Consider the following 25,574-nt stretch of genomic DNA (forward strand, 5'->3'; position numbering starts at 1 on the left):
TTTAGAAAACGACGATAAACCTCTATCTGTCGGCATATGATTTGCAGCCGCGCGCACGCGGCAGACTGGACCCGACCGCCATGACCGATATCGAGATGACCAATACCGAAATGACCGGCACCGCCCTGCCCCATAACGCTACCGAGGTCTTTGCGCTTACCCGCCCGATCCATGTCGGCCAGGCGCATCTCGTCGTGTCCGACCTCGCCACCGTCTCGGCCTTCTACCGCGAGATCATCGGCCTTGGCGTGTTGGAGCAAAGCGCAAGCGGCATGGTACTCGGCGTCGGCGCAAAGCCGCTTCTGACCCTCACGACCCGGGGCGATGTGGCGCGGGCACCGCGCACGGCGGCCGGCCTGTTTCACACCGCCTTTCTGTTGCCCAGCCGGAAGGCGCTGGCCGGCTGGCTGCGCCATGCCGCCCATGCCGGCGTGCGTCTCGACGGCGCCTCCGATCATCTGGTGAGCGAGGCGATCTATCTCTCGGATCCCGAAGGCAATGGCATCGAGATCTACCGCGACCGCGCGCCGCTTGAATGGACCTATCACGCCGATGGCACGGTCGAGATGGCGACCCTGTCGCTCGACCTGCAGAAACTTTATGACAGCGCCACCGACGAGCAATGGACTGGCCTGCCCGAGGGCTCCAGCATCGGGCACATGCATTTACAGGTGGGCAACGTGCCGGAGGCCGACCGCTTCTATGAAGGTGTGCTCGGCCTGAAGAAGATGGCCACCTATCCCGGCGCCAGCTTCTTCGGTTCCGGCCAGTATCACCACCACATCGCCGCCAATATCTGGAACAGCCGCGGCGCCGGCCCGCGCCAAGCCGCCATGACCGGCCTTGCCGACTACGCCCTGCGCTTCAACGACATCAAGGCACTGGACACGGCGTTAAAGACGCTGGAACGCCTGGAAATTCCCGTCACACGCTCGGCGGAGGGCCACCGGCTGACGGATCCCTGGGGCATTGGGCTGACGCTGAGTGCTGCGGAGTGAGGCTGATCTCAAGGGCTGACCAAGGGGGCTGATCAATGGGGCTGATCAATGGGGCTGATCAATGGGGCTGATCACTAGAGCTGGTCAAGGGAACTGGCTAGCTGCTTGCCGATCAAGCCAATCTGTCCGGCGCTCATCCAATGCCGCCGCCCTGGCGCGGCTGCTTCCTGTTGCGTTCGCGACTGGAAAGCCACCTTTGTCCCGTCAGAGTGTCTAACGGTCGTCGAAACTGGTCCGGGCCGTCTCTATTTCGGCCTTGCGCAGCCTGCTCCATGTGACCAGTGATGCCACCTGATCGGCAAAAGAACGGCCTAGCTCAGTCAGTTCGTAGGTCACGCTCGGTGGAACCGTGGGCTCGACCAGTCGCCGGACGTGTCCGTCACGTTCCAGGCGGCGCAGTGTCAAGGTCATCATTCTTTGCGAAACGCCGACCAAGGCACGTTCCAGCTGCCGATAGCGTCTGGGGCCCGCAGACAGTTCGGCAAGAGCCATCACTGTCCACTGCTCGCCGAGCCGACCCAGCACCAGCCGTATACCGCAGTCCTCATGATCCGGGGAGCCGCAGGGCTCGAGCGCAGCTTCTTGGCGAACAACAGTGTGCGTGACAGACAAGATTGTGCCTCCTTATATGTCGTTTCGTAACCGCGTAGATCGTGCAGGAACCGAAGGGAAGGAACCTACATGATCTTGATAACCGGCGCATCGGGCCAGCTGGCCTCACTCATAACACAACGTGCGAAGGAGGCGGGGCTCCTGATCGAAACTGCCAGCCGCTCGCAGGATGCAGACCGCCCGATGGATTTCGACCGGCCAGAAACCCTGGATTTCTCAGGCATCCGGACCTTGCTTCTTGTCTCCGCCGGCTATGCGGAGGATGATGTTGTCATGCGCCGACACGAAGCCGTTCTCACGGCGGCACACCGTCACGGCGTTAAACACGTTGTGTACACCAGCCTGTCAGCGGCCAGCGATCATCTGGGCTTTGCGCTCGCCCATCGCTGGACCGAACGCGCCTTGATCCAAAGCGATCTTTCATGGACGATCCTCCGAAACGGCCTTTACGCGGAGCTCATTGGTGCGCTTGCCGCACCACGCGGTGGCCGGATCACCGTGCCATTTGGCAGCGCTCCGATATCCGCCGTCGCAAAAGCCGATCTGGCCGATGCCGCGCTCAAAGTTCTCTGCGATCCGAAGGAGCATGCGGGAGCGACTTATGAACTCTCTGGCATTGCGCCGTTCTCAGTTCGCCATCTGGCGCAGCGCCTTGGCGTCACCTATGAACCGACAAGTCTTTCAGACGAACGTATCCGCCTCTCCGAGCTGCCATTATTGCCGTTTCAGGCCCCGATGCTTCTGTCGATTTCTTCGGCCGCGATGGCAGGCTTCCTGCAATCCAACAGCAGCGACCTTCTACAATTGGTTCCGCACCCACGCGACGCCCTGACCGTCGCCTGCAATGCCGCGCACCAAGCAAGCAGTGAACGGTAACGGCGCTGAACCACCGTGCGCCATATATGGCACGCCACGGTGCAATGATTTACTGGATCCGCCCCCTTTTCTCGCTGACAAAGAGGGGCTTCTCCCCTTTGGACGCCTGGGGAATAGTTGGCAGTGACGTGGTGCAGCACCAGAAGCAGCTTATTACGTCACGTAATATCAGATAAACTTAATATACTTAAATATAAAATTCAAAGCCTCTGACTTTACTCTTAAAATCCATGGGTTTTACCGGGCAAAATGCTCCATTTTGATCCCGCTCCACAGCGGTTCCGATTTATTTCTATTGCCTGACACTCCAGATCTTGAACGGCCATGGCCATGCTTTACATCTTCGATTGTGGGATTTGAACCTAGGGACCGTCCTTGTAGCGCTGACAGCGAGCCTTGTCGTTCCGGGTTGTTTGGGCCGGGCAACCACAGGGGTTGGCAAGGTGTTTGGATCAGGGGCGTTTTGTTCAGGAAGGATGCGCGGTTTCGCGCGCTGTGAATGTTCCAAGTTTCACCATGGAATAACCGGTTCGTCCATGCGGCAGGCTCGGTAGAGCTGGCCGTCCGTGGCCGACGGCATCGGGTCTTATTTCTGGCCTTGTCTTATCGAGGAGAGCATGATGAGCACTGACAATATTCTCTCGCGCATGGGGCGGGTCATCGCCGGCCTCGCCAATGCGGCGGTGGACAAGGCTGAGGGCGCAAGCGGGATCGCCGTCATCGAGCAGGCGATCCGCGAGATCGACGCGGCAGCCGATGAGGCGCGCACCGAGCTTGGCAAATCCCGCGCCGCCGAATTTCGCATCCGCAGCCGCCGCAAGGAGATCGAGGCCGATCTTGCCGATCTCGACGACAAGATCCGCACGGCGCTTGCTGCCAGCCGCGAGGATCTCGCCAAGGCTGGCGTGGCCCGCCAGATCGATCTCGAATCCCAGATTGCCGCGCTCGACAAGGCCATGGCCGATATAGCGCTAACGCTGGATGATGGGCAAAAGGCGCTGCAGGCCGTGCTGGCCACCCGGCGCGAGGCCGAAGCGCGGCTGGCCGAGTTCAAGCGCAGCGAAGCCGGCGCCCGCTCCGAAGGCGAAGGCAAGCAGGCGGGCTTTGGCCAGAGCGGCCGCGCCGAGGCCGGCGCGCAGCAGGCCTTTGCCACCATTACCCGCCTCACCGGCGTGCCGGGCACCGCAAGCGAGGGTGCCGCCGAGCTTGACGAGCTTGACCGGCTGCACCGCGAGCAGGCCATCGACGCCCGGCTGGCGCGTCTCAAGGCAGGTCATTGATCTCTCATGGATCTAGTGTTTTCCCCCGGCTGCGCGCCGTTTTCGATCGCAGCCGCCATTCTGATCGGCCTGACGGCCATCGAGATCCTGTCGATGCTGCTGGGCTTTTCGCTGAGCAGCATTATCGGCAAGCCCGCGTTTGGTCATGACGGTTTGGGGCACGACCTCAGCCATGAGGCTAGCTTCAATCCTCTCGCCTGGCTGAATGTCGGCCGCTTGCCGTTGCTGATCCTGCTGATGCTCGCGCTCGGGCTGTTTGCAGGTATCGGTTACGCTGTGCAGGCGGTGGCAGCGCTGGTCTTCATGCCGCTGCCCGCCTCCGTCGCGTCTGCCATCGCCGTCGTGGCGGCGCTGCCGGCAATCCGGGCCTCCAGCCGCACCGTGGCCCGCCTGATCCCGACCGATGAAACCTATGCCGTCGACGAGGATGATTTTCTCGGGCGGCTGGCAGAAGTGACGATCGGGCCGCTCGACCAGGGTTTGCCCGGCCGCGTCAAGGTCAAGGACCGCCACGGCAACTGGCATCAGCTGCGCGCCCGCGCGGCCGATGCCACCGAGCCGCTTGCCATCGGCGCCACCGTTCTCCTGGTCGATCGCAAGGCCGGCATTTTCCTGGCCGTTCCGGGCCCGTCCGATCTCGTCTGAGCCTGCGTTTTTCCCTTATTCATTGCCCCCTTTATGGAGCCGTCCATGTCAGACCTCTACAGTCTTCTTCTGCCCGCACTCGTCGGGATCGTGCTGATCCTCGGCGTCGGCTTCGTGATTGCCACGCTCTATATCCGCTCCAGCCGCGACGAGGCCTATGTGCGCACCGGGCTTGGCGGCCAGAAGGTCGTGCTGGATGGCGGCTCGGTCGTGCTGCCGATCTTCCACTCCATCGCAAGGGTCAATCTGAAGACGCTGCGGCTGGAAGTGCGGCGCGGGGAGAATGACGCGCTGATCACCAAGGACCGTATGCGCGTCGATATCGGCGCGGAGTTCTACGTGCGGGTGAAGCCTGACACCTCCTCCATCGCGCTTGCCGCCCAGACGCTCGGCAGCCGCACCAATGACAGCGAGCAGTTGCGCCAGCTGATCGAGGCGAAATTCGTCGACGCGCTGCGCTCTGTCGCCGCCACCATGAACCTTGATGCGCTGCAGGAGCAGCGGATGGATTTCGTCAAGGCGGTGCAGGAAGTGGTCGGCGCCGATCTGCAATCCAACGGCCTTGAGCTGGAATCGGTGTCGCTGACACGGCTCGACCAGACGGATATCAAGCATTTCAACGCCAACAACTTCTTTGACGCCCATGGTCTTGCCGCCCTGACACGGGTGACGGAAGGGCGCAAGAAGGAGCGCAACGAGATCGTGCGCGACACGGAAGTGGCGATTGCCCAGAAGGATCTGGAAGCGCGCCAGCAATCGCTGACCATCGAGCGCACCAAGCGCGAGGCGGAGTTGAGCCAGGAGCGCGACATCGCCAACAAGTCGGCCGCCACCCGCGCCGAGACCGCACAGCAGGAACAGGCCGCCAAGCGCGCCGAGGAAGAAGCCCGCATCGCAGCCGAACAGGCGATTGCCGAGCGCGAGGCAACCGCCAAGCAGGCGCGCGAAAGCGCCAATATCGATGCCACCCGTGCCGTGCAGCAGCGCGACACGGAAGCGCGCCGCGACTTGCAGATCGTCGCCCAGGAAAGCGCGATTGCCGTTGCCAACAAGAGCCGCGAAGAGTCCGAAGCCAAGGCCAAGGCGGAAGCCGCCCGGGCGCTCGCCATCGCCGCCGAAGAAAAGGTGCAGACGGCCCGTAGCGTTGAAATCGCCGAACGTGAAAAGCAGATCGCCGTGATCGATGCCCGCAAGCGCGCCGAAACCGAAGCAACCGCCGTGACCGTGGCCGCAGAAGCCGAGCGCACCGCCGCTACCAACCAGGCCGATGCGATCAAGACGCTGGCGACCGCCGAAGCCGATGCCGCCATCATCAAGGCCAAGGGTATTCTGGAAACCGGCCGCGCCCAGGCCGAAAGCGAAGCGCTGCTCAACGACGCCCGCAACAAGCTCAGCGCCGATATCATCGAGTTCGAAATCACCCGCGAACGCATCCGCATCATCCCAGCAGCGCTGGCCGAGGCGGTGAAGCCGATCGAAAAGATCTCCGACATCAAGATCTTCGACACCGGGAGCATGCTCGGCCGCGGCGGCAATGGCGGGGGCAACGGCTCAGCAGGCGGCATCGGCATGGGCGAAGGCCTCGCCGGCCAGCTGCTCGCCTACCAAGCCAACAAACCCATCCTCGACCGCATCCTGAAGGAAGCCGGCTTCGACGGCGACAACGCAGTGTCGGCGCTGCTGGCCGGGCTGGAGGGGAAGGACACGGTGGGGACGCCGCAGGGTGCGAGGCAGGAGGTCGCCAAGCCGATAGTGCCGCCAAAGCCGGATAGCGTGTGAGGAGAATCCCTCGTTGTCGCCAGCAGCGCTTTGACAGGCCGCCCGGGCGACATTGCTCGGGCGCCTTTATCTATAGATTTCAATGCTACTTAGCCGCATATTGCAGGCCAAACGCACGTTGCCGTTTTTCACCCAAAGTGGTTGCCCGATGCATTCGATATCGCCATTGGTCACAGCTAGACCGTCTCCGTCATTGCAAGCAATGATGGGTCTCAGGGTATGTTGGCTATAGCGGAGAAGAGCCGGAAGAAACGCGGCATCGGCATTCAGATGCGGAAAAAACTCGAATGGAACGAGATCAAGCGCGGTCTCGTTCATGCAGTTTTCCGGCGGCTTTCCTTGAAACAAGGCATCCGTGGCGATTGTCGGGGTCAGGATAATTGCACCTGCGCTTGTTCCGATCAGCACGCCGCCGTTTTCAGCCCACGTCCTAAGGCGTGACATTAATCCGCTTTGCTTGAGGCGGCCGAGAAATCCGCCAGTATGCCCACCGGACAAATGAATCGCGTCACAGCCAAACAGCGCAGCTTCGTCGGCTTCGGTGTGAGATTCATCCAGATCGTAAAAGATGGAAGTTCCAGCCCAAGGCGCGCGTAGTAAGCCACTCTCTCTTGAAAAAAGCGGCGGTCAGGCTCCTGCCCTGACGGAATGTAGCCAATCCTCCGTCCGAGCCGGTTTGAGGCCAAGACCGTCAACAACCTCTCATCAACGGCTGCGTTTTCCGGAATAACCTGATCGCTGTAGAATATGAGATTGATCATAACGCGCCTCCAACAGTCACTGCGCTGGTTTCCCACTAACCGAGTCTGCCCCCGGGCGGGCGCGTTCGGCTTCACGCCACTGCTGCCATTGCCGTCTCAGTTTTACCCGGGAGATGCCGATGGTTTCGTCGAGAACCTCAAGCGCGAGGATGCGTTCGGTGCGGAAATGGCGGAAGGCTTGCCGTGATTCACACCAGGCGATCAACAAGGCGCGGGCTTCCGCGTAACCGAGAAGCACGGGCCAGACGACGCGCCGGGTGACTTCGCCATTGCCGGCGCGATAGGCGAGCGTCAGCTTTCGCCCCTCCCGGATTGCCTGCCGCAGGGGGCGGGTGTCGATAGCCTGTCCCTCCCCGCCCTCGTCAGGTTTCAGGCCGACGGCGGGCTGAGCAATGAAGGGAAGGTACTCGCTCGGCATGATCGCGGTAATCTTTGCGACGACGTCTTTGGCGGCATGGTTAAGGGCGGCGTCACCGAGCTTGGCCACCATCTGGGCGCCGAGCAGAACCGCCTCGATCTCCTCGGGCGTCAACATCAGCGGCGGCATGTCATAGCTCGGGTCCAGCACATAGCCGAGCCCGGCTTCGCCGTCGATGGGCACGCGCTGGGCGATCAGATGGGCAATATCGCGGTAGACGGTGCGGCGGGCGACTTCGAGTTCATCGGCCAGCGCGGCCGAGGTCACCGGCCGGCTCGACCGCCGAAGGATCTGGATGATCTGAAAGAGCCGGTCGGCTTTCCGCATAACTGCTCATTCCTGCTGCCACAACGCTGTCAGCAGGACTGTGTCACAAAAGCCGTGAAAGCGAAGCCCAAGACCACAGGAGAACATGATGAAATTTGCATCCACCCGTCTCGTCGCCGCCGACATCGGCCGCATGGTAGCCTTCTACGAGCTGGTGACCGGCTACCAAGCCGAGTGGCTGGCTCCCGTCTTCGCCGAAATCGTCACGCCGGGCGCCACCCTGGCAATCGGCAGTGCCGAAACCGTGGCGCTGTTTCAGGAAGGCAGCGCCGAGCCAGGTGCCAACAGAAGTGCCATTCTCGAGTTCATGGTGGCGGATGTCGATGCCGACTTCACGCGGTTGAAAGACCAGGTCGAGGTGGTGCATGCGCCGAAGGACCTGCCCTGGGGCAATCGCACGGCGCAGTTCTGCGACCCCGAAGGCAGCAGCGTTGCGCTTTACACGCCCGTGACAGAGGCCGCGAAACAGCGGTTTAGCGAGCGGTGACGTCGGGGACGGGCACATCAGGCGGATCAGCATGGGCGGCGGCTTCGTCGGCGAGTTACTCGCCTACCAGGCCAACAAATCCATCCTCGACCGAATCCAGAAGAAAGCCGGCTTCGACGGCGACAACGCAGTTTCAGCACTCTTGGCTGGGCTTGGAGGGGAAGGCGAATGTGGTGGGAAAGACGGATGGAATGTGCGGCTGCAGCGCGACACGCCAATGGACATCGTGGCTCAATCGGCTTAACATCGTATTTTATAGGCGTAAAATGCAACACTGCTCAGCAATAATTGCAGAGTAGCAACAAATAAAATTGAGAACTGCCTCACTCAAATAGCGCTTTTATAAATCCGTTCACCGGAGCGATCTTCTCGTTGTTTTTGGTCGGCAACCAGTCGGATTTAGTTAAAGAAACTGCAAGACTTGATCCTGGGCTCAAGAAATTCCCCACAATCGACACATGAGCTTTTGATTTACCAGCACCTTTTCGAAAGGACTTCAAATATTTTTCGGTTATCGGAACTGTTTTATCGACCTCATATATTAGGGCTTTAACTGCGCTGTCTATCAAGGGAAATCGTTCCGCCGAAAACTCGCAAAGAAGTGTTTCAAGCGTACCAGCCCTTTGATTATCCGGAAGAATGAAAACTCCTACTCGAGGCGCGCCACCTCCAAATTTATCTAGGTCGGTAGGTACTACAAGAGGGAACCCTCTGACGCTTCTTGGATCGACAGATTCATTCATGGCATGCAACAAGTTCTTTACATAGTCGAATCTCGCATTTGAACCAATATCGTCAGCATCAGCAACGATAGCTATAGAATATATTTCAGAAACATTTAATATTTCTAAAGAAGCTTGAAGCTCTTCAATTAAAATCGACACATCGCCAGCAACTTTTATAGCTACGGTTTGCTCCCTTCCCACCGCATTAATGTATATATCCGGATAGCTTACAACGTGCTTTAGCTTACTGCCATCTGGGAAAATTTTAGGAATAAGATCCCGCCAAATATCAGGGACATCAACAATATTATCAATCGCTCGAAAACCATTAGCTATCAGAAGATGACCTAAAAAAGCGGCATCGTGAACGCCTTCAACTACCACTAGAGAGTGCTGCATGGTTTGGTTACCTGATATCAAAGCCGCGATCGCGTACCACTCTCCGCAACATTTCGGAGCCGTATCGCTTCACGTTGGCGTCGTCGGACAACGGACGATCAATGTGAAATGCTGCGACCGGAAGTTTCCGACTCAGCTCGACACTCGTGATTGCTTGAATAGCCTCTAAGCTATGTGTTGTTGCAAAGACCTGTACATTTAACTCCTGAGAAAGATCAATCATCCAGCGAAAAACTTTGTCCAAAACAGAGATATGGAAGGCGGTTTCGACTTCATCAATGAGTAACAACCCATTTCTCGCCGCAGACAAGGCAAGCGCAATTGATAAGGCGCGGCGGAAACCGTCTCCAAGAACACTAATCGGTAGTAGTCCAGCGTCTCTGTGGCGAACTACAACCGTGGGCCTGTCATATGGTGGACTGGTAATGATTTCGAGATTTAATATATTTTCATCAATACCACGCAATAATTCAACTATTTGCCATTTATCCCCTTCAGTGATTGAATTAGAAATAGCTCTCATCTGTAGGGGTTGGTTGCGGTGGGAATACGGCCCCAACATTACGGTTCGGAGCTTTGGATTATTTTTCCCTCTTTGCACAAACCCAGTGGAAGGCCATAAATCTACCGCATAACGATAGCTATTATCGTCATGATCAAAAAGCGATGACTGCTTTGGATGCTCCCAGAGATCTATGCCTACTTCAACGTGCCATCCTATTTCTTCTATATCGCTAGGAATTTTGTTCCTGCGGTCGTCCCGATAACGTGGTTCGGGCGGTATGCCTCTAAACATTGTGCAATAGGCATCCAAGTTCCTGGCAATCCATCCGCCCCGTCCTGAGAGTGCCAACGGCAATTCCTCTCCTGCAGGAAAAAGCCACCGCATTGCATCGACGGCTGTTAAACTGCTCTCACTTGAAATAACAGGACTACGAACTTCACGAAGGCGAGCTATGGTTGCCCACTCCGTGAGATCGAACGGCGACGCGAATACACCAAGAGCTTCCAATATAGAGGTTTTACCACTATTGTTGCCCCCCACGATCAAGTTTACCTGCTCGCAGTCGTACAATTCCACGCGCCGAAGCCCTCGAAACGCCTCGATTTGCAAATCCTTGATGTGCTGCCAATCGGCCATGATTGTCCCAATTCGTAAGCTTTTACGAGCAATTAACATATGGAAAGCGCGTTGGCCACTGGTAGGCAATTAAGCCGTGGCGCGTTGCCAGACTGCACCTACGTGATAATTCAACATGTCAAAGGTGGTAACTCCGGATGGAACCTTTGACGCTTAAATGCTCACGTGTTGAGCGCAGGCGCTTTTGTACCGTCGTAGCTTGTCCTTCTTAAACATGATCTGCTTCGCCCCCTCAATTCACCGGCTGTCCCTTCACCGGCTGCACCTGCGCGGCCTCATTCAGATGCACGAACACCACGCCTCTTGCCTTGAGCGCCTTCAATCCTGCCGCCACGCCTTCGCCGGCGGCGTGGGTGGGTTGGTTGATATGGGCGATCAGCACGTCGCCGTTCTTGGCGCGGGCAAATTGCTGTTCGGTTTCCTTGGCGCCAAGCAGTGAGCCGGAATCGCCGTTGACCGAGAAGCCGGCGACCTCGTAGCCCATAGCCTTGATCTCGGCGATCGCGCTTGGGGAATATTTGGCGGTGGCGTCGCGGTACCAGTGCGGCGGCGCGAAGCCGGCTGCGCGCATGGCGTCGGCGCCGCCGGTCACTTCCTTGGAAACCGCCTCCGGCGAGCCGGCGGCGGGGATGCCGTAGACCGTGGTCGGGTAATCGACAGCGGGAATGTGGTTTTCGCCGTGGTTTTCCACCTCGAACAGGTCAGGCCGCGATTTCAGCACCGCCACCGTTTGCGGATTGGTGCGGATCCAGCGGCCAGTGACGAAAATCGTCGCCTTGATGTTTTCATCGATCAGAGTGGAGAGGATGCGCGGGTCGGTTCGGCCCATGCAGGCATCGAGCGTCACCGCCACCTGCACTGTCCCTTTGGGTGCTGGCTGGATATGCAGTTTCGGCTCGATCAATTTCTGCTCGGCCACCTTCGGCTGGGGGATCGCGGTCTGCGCGGCGAGAACAGGTGCCGCGCTTGCCGTCAGCATCAGGGCCAGCCATGCCGCGCGCGACAGCGCATTTGCAGCAAACGTGTGCAGCGGTTTTGCGCCCGGAAATGCATGAAAACAAAAGGCCACAGCATCGTGGCGACCTCGATTGAGCGCAGGATGTTCCAGGCGCAAACCCGAGCCGATGTTCAAACCATTCCGCATGCGTGTGCCTCGCTATTGTCTACGGCGCGCACATTTTACCAAACGCGCAAACCACGCCGTAGCGCTGTCGATCTACCGCATAATCTTGTCCTTAAATCGGTTCCATCGGGAATTATACGGCAGCGCTCCGCAAAGACGCTTGCCGCATCTTTTCGTCAAGAAGATTTTGGGAGCCGCGTGGTCAAGAGGGCGTGTGTTGTCCCTGACCGCCCTGCCCTTGCCGCTTACGAGCGGCGCAGGTTGAAGGCCAGGGCCTGGGTGTTGGGGTCACGTGGCAGAACCGAGGGCTTGGCACCCGGCGGCACATAGAGGCTCCCTGCCAGTTCGTCATAGGAGACGTCCTGGATGTCGGCACGGCTGGTGGCGATCAGAGCGGCTGCGGCCCCGGCGGATTGGCCGGTTTGCATCAGCGTCATTTCCATGCGGATCGCGCCGAAGGCTTCGTGCGTGGCACTGAGCGCGAAGATCGACATCAGGTTGGTGCATTCGGCGCGACGCGGCACGATGGAGGACAGGGGAATGGCGAAGATCCGGTCGGCGCCGCCGGCCTCGGCTTCAAAATTGCCCTCGTTCCAAACGCTGGGCGCCGAAGAGCCGAGCATGTTGGTGACGTTGCGCACGATGCGCTGGGTGTGGTGGCTGTCGCGCCGATAGGAACCGGTCGAAATCGTGTTGTTGTCGCGCAGTTCCTGATCGTCTGCGGCCGTCACGTCATGGCCGCTCATCTGGTGGTCGGACACCATGCGGCGCGCCTCGCGCACATAGAGCTGATAAGGCCAGTTCGCCTCGTCATTTTCATGCGGATCGAGGTAATGCTGCCCGTCGAGGCCGTAGTCGAGGAAGACCTGGCGCAGGTCGTCAGGCACGCGCGGGTCCTTGTGATGCTGCATCGCGTAGAAGAAGCCGCGTGTCCACCGCTCGTGCGCCTTCCAGATCTTTTCGCGCATACCGTAATCGGCCTGCGGATAACCCCAGGAGCCGCCGATATAGTCGGTGGAAACCGCGCCTCGATTGTTGATGTCATAGACGCCATTGCCGAGATCGCTGTGGAGCAGGAACTGCATCTTCACGGCGTTTTCGGCATCGGCCAACTGGCCGCGATCGCGCAGCGCCCTCACCCAGCGGAACAGCAATTCATAGCGGGCGGGATCAAAGCCCGGCGGCGGGGTCGAAGGCAGCGCCACCCGGCGGGCGGGATCGCGCGTCATGGTCATGCGGAAATTATAGGCCTGCACTGCCCGGTCGCCGGCACCGATTTCCGGCGTTGGGTAATTGCGGATACCCGGCAGGAGGCCGCTGCCCGGCACGCCTTCGGTGACGAAAGGATCGATAGCGACCTGGCCGATCACCCGCTCGAAGCGACGATGCAGCTGGAAATTATGGTTGTCGCCCCAGGCATCGGTGCGGGTGCCGCGAAAGCCGTTCAGCACGTTGTCGCCGTCCTGCGGCTCGCGACCAACCGCCCAGGAGACGCCAGAGGCGGCCATCAGGTCGCCTTCATAGCTCGCATCGATGAAACAGCGACCGTTGAAGACCTGGCCGTCGATAGTCTCCATACCGTCGATGCGCGCACCGGTCTTGGCAACGCGCAAGACGCCACGGCTGCGGAAGACCGGAATATTGTATTCCTGAAGCAGCTTTTCGAACACGGTCTGGGCAAAGCGCGGCTCGAAGGAATAGGTGGTGTCGGCAACGCCGGCCTCGGCATTGATCCGGCTGATGACATAGCGGGCGAGACCGCCAAAAGCGCTACCGGCCTCGATATCGGTGCCGCCGAGACCACCGGCCATCATGCCGCCGGGATGTCGCTCGCGCCAGCCGCCGACAATAGCGACAGTGCGACCCATGGCCTTCGCCTGGATGGCCGCGGTGATCCCACCACTGGTCATGCCGTAAATAACAACGTCATAGGTCGTTTGCTGCGCAAAGCTTAAGCTCGGCACAAATAGACTGGTTGCTCCAGCAACAAACACTCGACGACCCAAATTGAAACGCATTGTTACCTGCTCTAAACGCTATATTTAGCTTCCTAATGTATTTGAATCCCCGCTGAAAAAAACGCATTTTCAGTTGCATTCATTCTTTTCTCTTTCAGTAGACGAGCCTATTTTTTTACACAGTTAAGCCGCTTTTTATTGGGTGCATCTATGTTTTTTTGGAGCAGCGCCGCCGTGCAGGCCGGTGCTTTATGCATCGGATAGTTACAAATTGCTCCGTATTCCACCGGCTGCATGGTTAATGCCGGGCCCTCATGCTAGCGCCCTGAAAAAATGGGGTATTTGGGACTGCGGGTTTATTAAGTTATTCTACAACCCAGGATTTAACCCGCCATGGCTGCGAAACCCTTTCGCTCAAACCTGCGCATGTCTCGTTTTGAGACATCCCTGTCTCGTGGCCGATCAGATGAAAGCGGCAAGGTCATGACCAAATAAAGGCGGAACCGGTGTGCGCTCTACGCGTTAGTACACGTTCGCTTGACAAGTTTTTGGTGACAAAGGACCCGCTGCTGCGCTGCAGAATCAGTCGCCAAGGCGCGGTCAAAATCATAAATTATGTAGTAAATATAACATCTTGCCTCATTTCTCCTCCCGCGGTTCATAGCCCGGCAGGCGGCCCGGCAGGAAAGGCACACATGATGGACGACACAGTAAAGCGCAGGATCCTGCAGCCCGGCGAAACGAGGCAAGACCGGCCGCGCAAGACGGCGCTGGAGCTTGGCCAGGCCTGGGCGGTGATCGGCCTGTTCCTGATCGTCGCGATTGCCGCGCTGCATTATGCCGGCACCATCCTGATGCCGCTGGCGCTGGCCGTCGTCGTCGGGCTGATCCTCGGGCTTGCGGCCGACCGGCTGGAAGCGCTAGGCGTGCCGCCTATGCTGAGCGCCATCGTGCTGACCACGGCGCTGGCCGCGCTTGTAACCATCATCGGCAATACGCTTGCTGGACCGCTGATGGAACTGGCGCAGGACATGCCGGCCATCGGCCAGACCATGGTCGACCGGTTCACGCCGTTCCTGCAGCGCTTTCACTGGCTGCACCTGGACGGGCTCTACAATGCCCGCGGCGTTACCATGGACAAGATGCTGGAAAACGGCGGCGGCATCCTGACGACCGTTGCCGGTCAGGTAACACCCGCCATCGTGCAGACGTTGATTTTCTTTGTCGGGCTGGTGCTGTTTCTGGCCGGGCGGGTGTCGATCCGCAAGACGCTGATCGTGTCTTTCCGCGACCGCGCCCGGCGGCTGGCCGCGATCCGCTGCATCAACGCCATCGAAACCGCGCTCGGCTTCTATTTTGCAACGGCATCGCTGATTTATGCAGGCGTTGGCTGCTGCGCCATGCTGATTGCCTGGGCCGGTGGCCTAACGCTGCCGGTGCTCTGGGGCTTTTTCGCCTTTCTCTCCAGCTTCGTGCCGTTTCTCGGCGTCACCGCCATCACGGTTTCGCTGGCGCTGGCCGGCATTCTCACCCATAGCGGCCTGTTGTTTTCACTGCTTCCGGCCATCGCCTTCTTCACTGTGCATACGCTGGTGGAAAATCTGGTGACACCAGCCGTGATGGGAAGGCGCATGGAAATCAATGCCTTCGCCGTCTTCGTCGCCATCATTTTCTGGACCTGGGTCTGGGGTGCTGCCGGCGCCATGCTGGCAGTGCCGCTGTCGCTGATTGGCAAGGCGATCTTTGCCGAACTCGCTCCGCATGCGGCGACGAAGCCGAAGCTGCCAGGCTAAAGCATTTCAGGGATAGCGGGACCCTGCTCTCGCCCGCGAATGCGTATCGCCAACGGCAGAAAGCACCGGCTCATGCAGCCGGATGATGCACGATCCAGGCCGTCAGCCGCACGACCAGCGGCCGCACCAGCAGCACGCATAAAAAGGCGGTTGGCATGGCAAAGGCATAGGCGCGCAGGGTGCGGGCCGGCAGATCGGCAGTCACGCCGCCGTTTACGGCGGCAATGGCGGTGCACATGATCAGAGCCATGATGCCCGCCATGAAGAAGGCGGAGACGACAGGCGCCGTGCGATGATGCAGCTTGTAGCGCCGCACGCGACGCTGCTGCGCAGTCTCCACGGTCTGATCGGCGTCTGTGATATCCATCTTGGCTATGGCCATATCGGCAACGGCGCAGCCGGCTATAGCGGCTTCAATCATCATTCCATTGTTTATCATCGTCGTGTCCCTCTGTTTGTCTGAGGGCACAATGGCGAATTTTCCGGCCGCCCGGTAGAACAGCAAGATCATCGTCAGTATAAAGGAAAACTTACGAGTGAGATAAAGGCTTCGAAAGCTAATGGACAGCCTGCGCGGCATCGACAGTTTCATCCGGGCCGTGGAAACCGGCAGCATTGCCGCCGCCGCCCGGCAGCTCGGGATAACGCCGGCAGCAGCCAGCCAGAACATTGCCCGGCTGGAGCAGGAGATCGGCACGCGCCTTCTGGTGCGCACCACGCGGCGGCTGGCGCTGACGGAAGCGGGCAAGATCTATTTCGAGCGGGTGCGCCGGGTGGTGAGCGACCTGGACGCGGCCCAGGCGGCGTTGTCGGTGCTGCACGAGCGGCCGCAGGGGCGGCTGCGGGTGGCGGTCTCGGCCGCCTTTGGCCGGCATGTTATCGCCCGGATGCTGCCATCCTTCTCGGCTGCCTGGCCTGACGTCTCGGTGGAACTGATCCTCAACGACGAACGGCTCGACCATATCCGCGACGAAATCGATATCAGCATCCGGTTTTTCCGTCCCACCGGCGCTGGCCTGGTGACACGTCGGCTGGGCTCGGTGCCGATCATCATCTGCGCCTCGCCGGATTATCTGGCCGAGCACGGCGTGCCGCGCGAGCCCGAGGAGCTGAAAAACCATTCCTGCCTGCTGTTTCGCACGCCTTACGATGGTCGCCTGCTGCCCTGGGGCTTCATCCGCAACGGCATCCGTTTCGAGCCGGAACTGCATGTGTCGATCATCTGCAACGATATCGATGCGCTGGCCACCATGACGATGGCCGGCGCCGGGATCTCCCGGCTCGGCGCATTCCTGGCCCGCGATCTCGTCGCCTCAGGCAAGGTCGTCTCGTTGTTTGCCACGGGATCGGCCAGCAGCGGCGCCGAAGCCGACCCGGAGCCGCTGGATTTTCACATCTGCCTGCAGGACCGGCAGGCCATGCTGCCGAAGGTGCGGCTGTTCATCGACCATATCATCGAGGAATGGCGCAAGAACCCGGTGCGCTGACGCTAAAGCGTGTCGCAGTGAGTAGGATTCCCGGCGACACGCTTTAGCTCTTCTTTTGTCGCATGTACGTTATCGTTTAATTGCGGGCAATTAAACGCGACATGCTTTAATGGGGCAAACCTCAATTGTAGAGGTAATATTTGCCCCAGCTTTGTTTGGGCACGGCATCGCCGATCTGGTAGCTGAAATTCTTGACGTCGAGATGCTGGTTGCCGGTCTCGCACTGGTATTTCAGCCGATACCACTGACCCTTGCTGCGAAAGACCGCGCCCGGCGCCTTCAGCCGATTGCCGTCGGCCTTAGTCTGGGCAAAGGTATAGGCGATCACCTTGTCGGGGGAATAGGTCTTGGCTTCCTTGCCGATCCGGTTCATCGCCTCCATGTCGCAGCGCTGCTCCAGCCGTTCGGCCGGCGACAGCGACTTCAGCTGGCGGGTGGCAGATGCATCGAGCGCAAAGGCAGATTGCGCAAAAACCATCGCCAAACCACCGGTCAAAATCATCAGTCGCATATATAATTTCCTACTAGACTCCGATTCGGCGGAATATATTGCCGCGATCCCGGTGAGGCCAGCATTTAAAACGTGCATCCCGGTTTTGTGATCGCGACACGGGCGGCGCAAAATGACCAGAGAGGAATTTGGCTTTCGCGCTCAGGTGCTTTACCCATTTCCGCTTGATCGCGGACCACCTGCCGCCTATCTCTGGAGCCTGGTCCATAACCAAGCGAGTATGCCCTTGTCCTCTTCTTCCAAGCCGCCCTTTGCCGATCTTCCGCCAGCACCCAAGGCTGCGATCAAGCCGTTCAGCGACACCAGGCACGGCGTGACCCGCACAGACGACTATGCCTGGCTGCGCGCCGACAACTGGCAGCAGATGTTCAAGGATACTTCGATCCTCGACCCCGAGATCCGCGCCCATCTGGAGGCTGAGAACGCCTATATGGATGCGGCCATGGCCGATACGGCAGCGCTGCAGAAACAGCTGTTTGCGGAAATGAAAGGCCGGATCAAGGAAGACGACAGTTCCGTGCCCATGAAGGACGGGCCGTTTGCCTATGGCTCGGCTTTCGTCACCGGCGGCGAGCAGCCGCGCTATTTCCGCATTCTCCGCGACGGCGATCCCAAGGACGAGAGCCTGCGCGTGGTGCTGCTCGACGGCGACAAGGAAGCTGCGGATAAGGACTATTTCCGGCTGGCCGGCCTCGACCACAGCAACGATCACAAGCTTGGTCTCTGGGGCTATGACGACAAGGGCTCGGAATATTACACGCTGCGCATCCGCGATCTCGAGAGCGGCCAGGATCTCGCAGACGTGCTCGACAATACCGCCGGCGGCGGGGTCTGGGCGCCTGACGGCAAGAGCTTCTTCTACACATTGCAGGACGAGAACCATCGCCCGTCCAAGGTGTTTCACCACATCCTCGGCACGCCGCAAGCACAAGACCGGCTGGTCTATGAGGAGCAGGACCCTGGCTTCTTCATGGGCGTTGGCGGTTCGCTGCTGGACGACTTCATTTATATCGACATCCACGATCACGAGACCTCGGAATATCGGCTGCTGTCGACCCGCGACCTTACGGCGGAGCCCGTGCTGGTGGCCGAGCGCGAAGAGGGCATCGAATATTCGATGACCGAGGGCGGCGATGTGTTCTTCATCCTGACTAATGCCGACGACGCCAAGGACTTCAAGATCGTCGAAGCACCGGTCACGGCGCCGGGCCGCGAACACTGGAAAGATGTCGTGCCGCATACGCCCGGCCGGCTGATCCTGTCGCATATGGCCTATGCCCGGCATCTCGTCTGGCTGGAGCGCCGCGAGGGCCTGCCAGTCATCATGATCCGCGACCGCGTGAGCGGCGAGGAACACGCCATCGACTTTGCCGAAGAGGCCTATTCGCTCGGCCTGCAGGGTGCTGCTGAATATGACACGGACACCATCCGCTTTTCCTATTCCTCGATGACGACGCCAAGCCAGCTCTATGATTACAACATGGCGACGCGCGAGCGGGTGCTCTTGAAGACCCAGGAAGTACCGTCAGGCCATAACGCCCAGGACTACATCACCCGCCGGGTCTTCGCCCGCTCCCATGACGGCGTTGAAGTGCCGGTGACGCTGCTCTATGGCAAGGATACCGTGCTCGACGGCTCGGCCCCCTGCCTGCTCTACGGCTACGGTGCCTATGGCGTGACCATCCCGGCCGGCTTCAACACCAGTTGCCTGTCGCTGGTCGATCGCGGCTTCGTTTACGCCATCGCCCATATCCGCGGCGGCAAGGACAAGGGCTTTTCCTGGTACGAAGACGGCAAGATGGAAAAGAAGGTCAATACCTTCAAGGACTTCATCGCTGCGGCCGACCATCTCGTCGCCGAGGGCTTTACCGCCTACGACAAGATCATCGCCGAAGGTGGCTCGGCCGGCGGCATGTTGATGGGCGCGGTCGCCAATATGGCACCGGAAAAATTCGCCGGCGTGATCGCCGCCGTGCCCTTCGTCGACGTGCTGAACACCATGCTCGACGACACCCTGCCGCTGACCCCGCCGGAATGGCCGGAATGGGGCAATCCGATCGAATCCGAAGAGGAATACCGCTGGATCGCCGCTTACAGCCCCTATGACAATGTCGGCAAAAAGCGCTATCCGCCGATCCTGGCGCTGTCAGGCCTCACCGACCCGCGTGTGACCTATTGGGAACCGACCAAGTGGATCGCCAAGCTGCGCGAAAAAGCCCCCGACGCCGGCCCCTATCTCCTGAAAACCAACATGGCAGCCGGCCATGGCGGCAAATCCGGGCGGTTCCAGCGGCTGGAAGAGGTGGCGTTTGAATATGCGTTTGCCGTGAAGATGGCGGGGAAGATGTAACGAGGGCCAGCCCCTCTTCCGGCCGCCGCCACCTTCTCCCCACAAGTGGGAGAAGGAAATATGCCGCACCGTTATACGCCGTCACTTACGTTAGTAAGCTGAAGCGCCAGCGTTTGTCTCTCTCCCCCTTGTGGGGAGAGAGGTGCCGAGCGCAGCGGAGGCGGAGTGAGGGGCAAGACGCTGAACCGAAGCCTCCAGCCCGCTTGATCGCCCCCGACACTCCGCTAAAACAAGATATTAAATCCACCTCCAACCACGAGAACCGCCCGTTCATGATCAAAAAGGTCAACCAGCCCGGCCAGATTTCGCGGCTCACCGTGGAGGGCTACAAATCCATCGCGCGCTGCGACATGGAGCTTGGCCGCATCAATATCCTGATCGGCGCCAATGGCGCGGGGAAATCCAATTTCATCGGGTTCTTTGGGTTTCTGCGGAGGATTTTGGACCGGCAACTGCAGATCACGGTCGGTCAGGCGGGCGGGCCGGATGCAATATTACATTTTGGACGGAAGGCGACGGAAGCGCTTTCCTTGAAAGTGGAAATCGGCAAAGACGAATATTATTTGAAAATCGTTCCGACCATGGACAATCGCCTCTTTATCGAAATGGAGAAGGTGAATTGGCCGAGTATTCCCTTCGCGATAGAGTGCAATGGCTCATATGAAAGCGCGTTAGAAACGCATCCAATTTTCCAAATTTCGCCTGAGGACACCGCCAGTTTAATGCGGAAATGGCGCATCTTTCATTTCCACGACACTAGCGCCACCGCGCACGTCAAACAAATTCAAAACCTCAACGACAACGCATTCCTGCGCGAAGACGCACGCAATCTCGCAGCCTTCCTGCTGCGCATCCGCGATCACCATCGCGAGCACTACCTACGGATCGTCAAGACCATCCGGCTGGTCGCGCCCTTCTTCGGCGACTTCTATCTTCGCCCGACAGTCGCCAATCCTGACAAAATCCAGCTGGAATGGGCCGAAGCAGGCCGGGACGAGCCGTTTCTCGCCAGCGCCTTGTCGGACGGCACGCTGCGTTTCATCTGCCTCGCAACGCTGCTTTTGCAGCCGGACGAGTTCATGCCGGCGACCATCCTTATCCACGAGCCGGAACTTGGCCTGCATCCCTATGCCATTAATGTCCTGGCCGGGCTGATGAAATCCTTGTCGGAGACGCACCAGTTGATTGTCTCCACACAATCGGTCGAACTGGTCGATTGTTTCGACGCGGAAGACCTTATCGTCGTTGACAAGCGCGACGGAGCATCGACCTTCAAACGGCCTCATCCGGCCGAACTCGAAACTTGGCTCGAAGATTACAGCCTCGGGGAACTCTGGAAGAAGAACCTGCTCGGCGGGAGACCCGGTCGATGACCCGCATTTATGTGCTTGTCGAAGGGCAGACGGAGGAGACATTCGTCAGCGAGATCTTGGCGCCGCACTATCGACAATCGGGGCGCTATTTAACGCCCATCGTCGTCACGACTAGCCCCGGACACAAGGGCGGTGTCACTCGCTATGGGAAGGTGAAACCGCAGATCGACAGGCTTTGCAAGCAGGATGCCGCCGCCTGGGTCACTACCATGTTCGACCTTTACGCCCTGCCCGCCGATTTCCCAGGAAAGACCGACCCCGCCTACAAACAGTTTTCCAATGGCGCGGACAAAGCCGACTATCTGGAGAACAGGCTTTCTGCCGATATCGGCCGTCCACGTTTTGTGGCCAATCTCATCGTCCATGAATTCGAGGCGCTTCTGTTCAGCGATATCGCACCCTTTGCAACGTGGACGGATGACGACACCGTGCTCAAGCCTCTGCGAGATCTCAGCGCATCGACCCCACCTGAAGAGATTAATGATAGCCCGTCGACAGCCCCGTCCAAGCGCATCCTTGCGGCGGTGCCTGGGTATCAGAAGACCTTTCACGGCCCGGTCATCGCCAGCGATATCGGCCTTCCCACCATCCGGCAAAAATGCCCGCATTTTTCTAGCTGGCTCGATAAGCTGGAAGGGCTGGCGTAGCAACCTACGCTCGTGCCAATCGGTCAAAGCATTCACGGTGAAAGGCGGCAGCAATTGCCGCCTTTTCTTTACCGAGCATTCACGCCCCGGCTTTTGACAGGCCAGCCCTCAAGGCTTGAAGAAGCTCATGCCGTCGCCGAGTTTGCAATTATAGGCGATCACCTCGCCCTTCTGCGTCATCTCGGGCATCGACAGCGTGGTCATGGTGAAACTGACCGTATCGTCGGGCTTCAGCGAATAGCGCAGGAACTGATAGATCGGCTTTTTATCCATCGTCGTGATGGTGAAATGCTCGTCCGAAAAGCTGATTGAATTGTCGGGACGAATAAGGAAGGCCGAGATACGGAGGCCGCCTTTCATCGTTCCCGGCTTTTTCTGATCGTCGGCCGAGGTGCATTTGGTCAAGTCGAGCACGACATTGACGGTTTCGCCCGATGTCAGGGCCGTCTGAACCGCGCCAGCGTTTGGCAGCGCCGTGGCGGCGTGACTGGCGAGCGGCATTAGAAACAAACCCAGCCCAATGGCTGGCGCAATGGAATAGTGCATATCGTATCCACCTGAAATAACATGAAAACCAGCCCACCCAATAGTGATCGCCAGGCCGGTCGCAATCAACGAACGTGGGCGGGAAATACGATGCTAAATCAACTGCCGACACCGGGCTTTTTCCTGCCGCCGCAAAACGGCGACGGGAGCGCTTCCGGCATCGTGCGGAAGCGGTTTCGCGTCTGGAAACGCGTTAAAACAGAGAGCCAGACTATGTAGGCGACGAAATCGTCGCTATTCCCCCTGCCCGCCCCGCGTCAAAATCGCGTGCGCATGGCCGGATTTGACGGCGGCGGTCAGAAGTTCGCGCAGGTCGGGATATTCGGCGGGCGAATAGACCGTCCGATTGCTGATGAAGCTGCGCGTGAGCGTTATCTGCTGGCCCTTCTCCGTCGTCGTGGAGGTCACTTCGCTGTCGAAGCGGCCGGCCTTGTTGGCGATATGGACCGGGGCTGGCAGGTGCTTGACGGTGATCCCCTGCGGCAAAGTCCAGGTGAAATGCCATTGATTGGAGAACGCATTGAACAGCATCGGGGCGACATGGACGTCGTTGCGGATGCGGTGGGCCAGCGCGGTCAGGCGGTTCGGGTCGAAGCCGCTTTCGAGCGGCAGGAAAATATCCTGCTCGGAGAGATCGACATAGTTCTGCGCCGTCCAGCGCGCCTTGAGCGTCAGCGGGTCGCGCCAGGTTTCCGGATCATGCAGGCTCAAGCTGCCGTCGCCCTCCTGATTGTTGTTGGCCAGAAACCGGTGGAGGAAATTATCCTTGCCCTGCTTTTTGATGGAGTTCTCGTAGTCTTCGGCATTTGCCGGCGAGGCCGAAACCTCCGCCTCGCCCGCGATCGACCCATCCGGCGACAGGGTGAGAGTGGACTCGTTGCGATCCCAGAAAGTTGCCGGCGTCGCGGGCGGCAACCGTACCGTCCGACTGTTCTTGGCGATCAGAACGGCCTGCTTGCCGCTCAGACCCTCGTCGATCGCTGCGAAGGGCGCCGTCTGGTCGGTCGGATTGTCGAACACCGCGAAATCCGGCAGGTAGATGATGACGTGGTTGAATTGCCAGGCAATCGGCAACACTGCGGGCGTAAATCGATCGCCCCAGTTGACCACGACGCGCTCGGCGCGGATGCCCCTGGCGGCCAGCAGCGCTCGCATCAGCGCCACCTGGTCCTTGCAATCACCATAGCCGTTGTCGATGATCTTGCCGACAGGATGCTCGACCCAGCCGTCATTGGGATTGAGGTAAACGGCGGCATAGGCGACGTTTTGCTGGATCCAGTCATGGATCGCCGCCGCAGCATCAAGGCCTTTCTTATCGCCGGCAATGCTGTCGGCTAGCGCCTTGACCCTTGCCGCATCCTGCGGCGTTGGTGTGGTCTCTGAAGCAGCGAAGATCCGGTTGCCGTAATCAGTGAGGCTTTGCAACGTTGTAGCCATAAAGCGCGGCCGAAACTCGCTATTGGCAACAGTGTTATAGCCGATATTCATCGTCGGAATGTCTTTGAAATGGGCGGTGATCTCGCGCGAACCGTCCTTGACGGTGTCGGTGGTGATGATGCCGGGATCGGCATGCCATTTGAGCGGCAGCGATGGCGGCAGGGTGATAGTGACGACGAGATCATCCACTCTGTCACGCCCCGGGCCTTCGAACAGGTTGATGCCGAACATTTCCGGTTGTTTGTGACGGAACGTCCACTGCAGATGTGTCTCGGCTCCCGGCCCCACCCGCGGGAAGACGACCGTGATCCGCTGTTTGGAATTGAAGCCCGGTTCGTTGGCTGCCTGCGGTGCCGAGCGGGTAAAAATGTCCTGCGGCCGTACCTCATGGCGGGTGCCGTCAGCATCGGTCACCCAGGCCTCTGTCACCTCAAGGCTTTCGGTATCGGGGGAGAACTCCTCGTAGCTGCTGGTATCGCCAAGAGTATGTCCAGCGTTCAGTGGCTTGCGGTCTACCGTGTAGACTTCATCATAGGTCAGATCAGCATGAATGATGTGCTCATGACGAGCACGATAGGCGTCCTCATCCTCCTCGTCATCGGCAAAGGCCTGGCCGGACCCGGCGACGGACACAAGCACCAGCATCAGTGCCAACCATTTGGCACGCCATGGCAGAAGACTCATCAAGTACCCCCGTTAACTTTATGGCATGATCCTGCCGCCCCGCATCGTATTCAACCAACCACCGTTTGAATGAAAATTTCGTTATGGACGTGGTTGACAGACTGTCGGCGCAACCTGCCTCCTCTGCCTCTTCCCCATCAATTCCGCTGATCGATCCATTCGCCAAGCTGCTGATTCAGTGGACGAAATGGACAAATTTGCCGCAGCTGGCCAGCAGAATAGGCTTTCGGTCCTGCTGCATAATTTTCTCCTTGACGTTGCGGAGGCGAGCTTGTCTGTTTGCGCGCAACACGCATTTCGGAGACTGATCATGGCCGTCGACACCACACCGCGCACCCCCACCTGGACTTATGTCGATGGCACTTGGCACGAAGGTAATCCGCCGCTGATCGGGCCGACCTCGCATGCGATGTGGCTGGGCTCGACGGTGTTCGATGGTGCCCGCTGGTTTGACGGCATTGCGCCCGATCTCGACCTGCATTGCCAGCGCATCAACCGCTCGGCAACCGCCATGCATCTGAAGCCGACCATGAGCGCCGAGGAGATCGAAAGTCTGGCGCGCGAGGGCATCACCAAATTCGACGGCAAGACCGCCATCTATATCAAGCCGATGTACTGGGCCGAACATGGTGCGCCCGGCTCGGTCGTGGCCCCGGATGCGGACTCGACCCGGTTTGCGCTCTGCCTGTTCGAGGCGGCGATGAATACGGCCAAGCCGCATAGCCTGACGGTCTCGCCCTATCGGCGCCCGACGCCGGAATGCGCGATGACCGATGCCAAGGCCGGCAGCCTTTATCCCAATTCCGGCCGGATGATTCTCGAGGCCCGCGCCCGCGGCTTCGACAATGCGCTAGCGCTCGACATGAACGGCAATGTCGCCGAAACCGCATCGTCGAACGTGTTCATGGTCAAGGACGGCGTGGTCTTAACACCGATCCCCAACCGCACCTTCCTTGCCGGCATCACCCGCTCCCGGGTGATCAACCTGCTGCGGCAGGCAGGCTTCGAAGTGCAGGAAGTCACCCTGAGCGTCGCAGATTTTCTGGCCGCCGACGAGGTCTTCACCAGCGGCAATTATTCGAAGATCGCCCCCGTCTCAAGGCTTGATGGCCGCGACTATCAGGAAGGTCCGGTCGCCCGCAAGGCACTCGACCTTTACATGGACTGGGCTCGCTCGAGCGGCGATCTGTAACAGATCATCCAGTACTCGCAGCCAC

At 59.3% G+C, this 25,574-nt stretch carries 24 protein-coding genes and 1 pseudogene; 13 read left to right on the forward strand and 12 right to left on the reverse strand.

The features are described 5' to 3' along the window. Positions 1-110: 110 nt before the first annotated feature. The gene (locus BJF91_RS23620; protein WP_075617059.1) at positions 111-998 is read left to right on the forward strand and encodes a VOC family protein; all 888 of its coding nucleotides are present in this window, start codon (positions 111-113) and stop codon (positions 996-998) included. Between the two features lie 213 nt (positions 999-1,211). Here the strand turns inward: BJF91_RS23620 and BJF91_RS23625 are convergent, their stop codons facing one another. Beyond that, a complete protein-coding gene (locus BJF91_RS23625; RefSeq protein ID WP_075616937.1) occupies positions 1,212-1,610 on the reverse strand; it encodes a winged helix-turn-helix transcriptional regulator in 399 nt (132 codons plus the stop codon). Positions 1,611-1,679: 69 nt separating this feature from the next. Here BJF91_RS23625 and BJF91_RS23630 point away from each other — a divergent pair, with 69 nt between their 5' ends. The 4 genes and pseudogenes from BJF91_RS23630 to BJF91_RS23645 all read left to right on the forward strand — a co-directional run bounded on the left by BJF91_RS23630 (position 1,680) and on the right by BJF91_RS23645 (position 6,190). Beyond that, complete coding sequence (locus tag BJF91_RS23630) at positions 1,680-2,486, forward strand: NAD(P)H-binding protein (protein ID WP_075616938.1); 807 nt, start codon at positions 1,680-1,682, stop codon at positions 2,484-2,486. A 611-nt stretch (positions 2,487-3,097) separates the two neighbouring features. Then, positions 3,098-3,766, forward strand: a pseudogene (locus BJF91_RS23635) (PspA/IM30 family protein); the annotation flags it as partial. A gap of 6 nt (positions 3,767-3,772) precedes the next feature. Then, positions 3,773-4,411 (forward strand): OB-fold-containig protein, encoded by a 639-nt coding sequence (locus BJF91_RS23640; RefSeq protein WP_075616940.1) that lies wholly within the window; start codon positions 3,773-3,775, stop codon positions 4,409-4,411. Between the two features lie 45 nt (positions 4,412-4,456). Next, positions 4,457-6,190 carry a flotillin family protein gene (locus BJF91_RS23645; RefSeq protein ID WP_234801705.1) on the forward strand — a complete coding sequence of 578 codons (1,734 nt, stop codon included), beginning with the start codon at positions 4,457-4,459 and terminating at the stop codon, positions 6,188-6,190. Between the two features lie 66 nt (positions 6,191-6,256). Here the strand turns inward: BJF91_RS23645 and BJF91_RS23650 are convergent, their stop codons facing one another. From BJF91_RS23650 to BJF91_RS23655, 3 genes are read right to left on the reverse strand one after another with little or no spacing between them, the layout of a single operon-like run. Then, complete coding sequence (locus tag BJF91_RS23650; RefSeq protein WP_162843917.1) at positions 6,257-6,688, reverse strand: Type 1 glutamine amidotransferase-like domain-containing protein; 432 nt, start codon at positions 6,686-6,688, stop codon at positions 6,257-6,259. Continuing rightward, positions 6,634-6,951 carry a hypothetical protein gene (locus BJF91_RS25145; RefSeq protein WP_162843918.1) on the reverse strand — a complete coding sequence of 106 codons (318 nt, stop codon included), beginning with the start codon at positions 6,949-6,951 and terminating at the stop codon, positions 6,634-6,636. Before BJF91_RS25145 ends, BJF91_RS23650 begins: the two co-directional genes overlap by 55 nt. 16 nt (positions 6,952-6,967) lie before the next feature. After that, complete coding sequence (locus tag BJF91_RS23655) at positions 6,968-7,696, reverse strand: helix-turn-helix transcriptional regulator (protein ID WP_075616941.1); 729 nt, start codon at positions 7,694-7,696, stop codon at positions 6,968-6,970. Between the two features lie 88 nt (positions 7,697-7,784). Between BJF91_RS23655 and BJF91_RS23660 the strand changes: the two genes are divergently transcribed. Next, positions 7,785-8,183, forward strand: a complete 399-nt coding sequence (locus BJF91_RS23660; protein WP_075616942.1) for a VOC family protein — start codon at positions 7,785-7,787, stop codon at positions 8,181-8,183. A gap of 31 nt (positions 8,184-8,214) precedes the next feature. Then, positions 8,215-8,427 (forward strand): hypothetical protein, encoded by a 213-nt coding sequence (locus tag BJF91_RS23665; RefSeq protein WP_075616943.1) that lies wholly within the window; start codon positions 8,215-8,217, stop codon positions 8,425-8,427. Positions 8,428-8,506: 79 nt separating this feature from the next. Here the strand turns inward: BJF91_RS23665 and BJF91_RS23670 are convergent, their stop codons facing one another. The 4 genes from BJF91_RS23670 to BJF91_RS23685 form a co-directional block, all read right to left on the reverse strand. Next, positions 8,507-9,307 carry a DUF3226 domain-containing protein gene (locus BJF91_RS23670; protein WP_075616944.1) on the reverse strand — a complete coding sequence of 267 codons (801 nt, stop codon included), beginning with the start codon at positions 9,305-9,307 and terminating at the stop codon, positions 8,507-8,509. A 7-nt stretch (positions 9,308-9,314) separates the two neighbouring features. Then, positions 9,315-10,448 carry an AAA family ATPase gene (locus tag BJF91_RS23675; protein WP_075616945.1) on the reverse strand — a complete coding sequence of 378 codons (1,134 nt, stop codon included), beginning with the start codon at positions 10,446-10,448 and terminating at the stop codon, positions 9,315-9,317. Between the two features lie 232 nt (positions 10,449-10,680). After that, a complete protein-coding gene (locus BJF91_RS23680; protein ID WP_075617060.1) occupies positions 10,681-11,427 on the reverse strand; it encodes a polysaccharide deacetylase family protein in 747 nt (248 codons plus the stop codon). A 389-nt stretch (positions 11,428-11,816) separates the two neighbouring features. Further along, positions 11,817-13,589: an FAD-dependent oxidoreductase gene (locus BJF91_RS23685; RefSeq protein WP_083943457.1), complete on the reverse strand. Its 1,773-nt coding sequence runs from the start codon at positions 13,587-13,589 to the stop codon at positions 11,817-11,819. Between the two features lie 635 nt (positions 13,590-14,224). Between BJF91_RS23685 and BJF91_RS23690 the strand changes: the two genes are divergently transcribed. Beyond that, positions 14,225-15,322 (forward strand): AI-2E family transporter, encoded by a 1,098-nt coding sequence (locus BJF91_RS23690; RefSeq protein ID WP_075616947.1) that lies wholly within the window; start codon positions 14,225-14,227, stop codon positions 15,320-15,322. A gap of 70 nt (positions 15,323-15,392) precedes the next feature. Here BJF91_RS23690 and BJF91_RS23695 read toward each other — a convergent pair whose 3' ends face one another. Then, positions 15,393-15,761: a DUF2798 domain-containing protein gene (locus tag BJF91_RS23695; RefSeq protein WP_234801706.1), complete on the reverse strand. Its 369-nt coding sequence runs from the start codon at positions 15,759-15,761 to the stop codon at positions 15,393-15,395. Positions 15,762-15,882: 121 nt separating this feature from the next. Between BJF91_RS23695 and BJF91_RS23700 the strand changes: the two genes are divergently transcribed. Next, the gene (locus BJF91_RS23700; protein ID WP_075616948.1) at positions 15,883-16,809 is read left to right on the forward strand and encodes a LysR family transcriptional regulator; all 927 of its coding nucleotides are present in this window, start codon (positions 15,883-15,885) and stop codon (positions 16,807-16,809) included. A gap of 121 nt (positions 16,810-16,930) precedes the next feature. Here the strand turns inward: BJF91_RS23700 and BJF91_RS23705 are convergent, their stop codons facing one another. After that, the gene (locus tag BJF91_RS23705) at positions 16,931-17,320 is read right to left on the reverse strand and encodes a DUF930 domain-containing protein (RefSeq protein WP_075616949.1); all 390 of its coding nucleotides are present in this window, start codon (positions 17,318-17,320) and stop codon (positions 16,931-16,933) included. A 220-nt stretch (positions 17,321-17,540) separates the two neighbouring features. Between BJF91_RS23705 and BJF91_RS23710 the strand changes: the two genes are divergently transcribed. The 3 genes from BJF91_RS23710 (at position 17,541) to BJF91_RS23720 (ending at position 21,690) form a co-directional block, all read left to right on the forward strand. Next, complete coding sequence (locus tag BJF91_RS23710; protein ID WP_075617062.1) at positions 17,541-19,670, forward strand: S9 family peptidase; 2,130 nt, start codon at positions 17,541-17,543, stop codon at positions 19,668-19,670. Between the two features lie 203 nt (positions 19,671-19,873). Further along, on the forward strand, positions 19,874-21,043 hold the full coding sequence (locus BJF91_RS23715) for an AAA family ATPase (protein ID WP_234801707.1): 1,170 nt from the start codon (positions 19,874-19,876) through the stop codon (positions 21,041-21,043). Continuing rightward, positions 21,040-21,690: a DUF4276 family protein gene (locus tag BJF91_RS23720; protein WP_075616951.1), complete on the forward strand. Its 651-nt coding sequence runs from the start codon at positions 21,040-21,042 to the stop codon at positions 21,688-21,690. Before BJF91_RS23715 ends, BJF91_RS23720 begins: the two co-directional genes overlap by 4 nt. Positions 21,691-21,798: 108 nt before the next feature. On the opposite strand, the gene BJF91_RS23725 is transcribed toward BJF91_RS23720, so the two are convergent. Both BJF91_RS23725 and BJF91_RS23730 read right to left on the reverse strand, forming a co-directional pair. After that, positions 21,799-22,236 (reverse strand): VirK family protein, encoded by a 438-nt coding sequence (locus BJF91_RS23725; protein ID WP_075616952.1) that lies wholly within the window; start codon positions 22,234-22,236, stop codon positions 21,799-21,801. Between the two features lie 234 nt (positions 22,237-22,470). Beyond that, entirely contained in the window at positions 22,471-24,357 is a 1,887-nt protein-coding gene (locus tag BJF91_RS23730) for a DUF3857 domain-containing protein (protein WP_075616953.1), read from the reverse strand. Positions 24,358-24,667: 310 nt separating this feature from the next. Here BJF91_RS23730 and BJF91_RS23735 point away from each other — a divergent pair, with 310 nt between their 5' ends. Then, positions 24,668-25,549, forward strand: coding sequence for a branched-chain amino acid aminotransferase (locus BJF91_RS23735; protein ID WP_075617063.1), 882 nt, complete (start codon positions 24,668-24,670; stop codon positions 25,547-25,549). Positions 25,550-25,574 lie beyond the last annotated feature (25 nt).

Source organism: Gillisella taibaishanensis (genome assembly GCF_001938985.1).
Lineage (GTDB): Bacteria > Pseudomonadota > Alphaproteobacteria > Rhizobiales > Rhizobiaceae > Allorhizobium > Allorhizobium taibaishanense.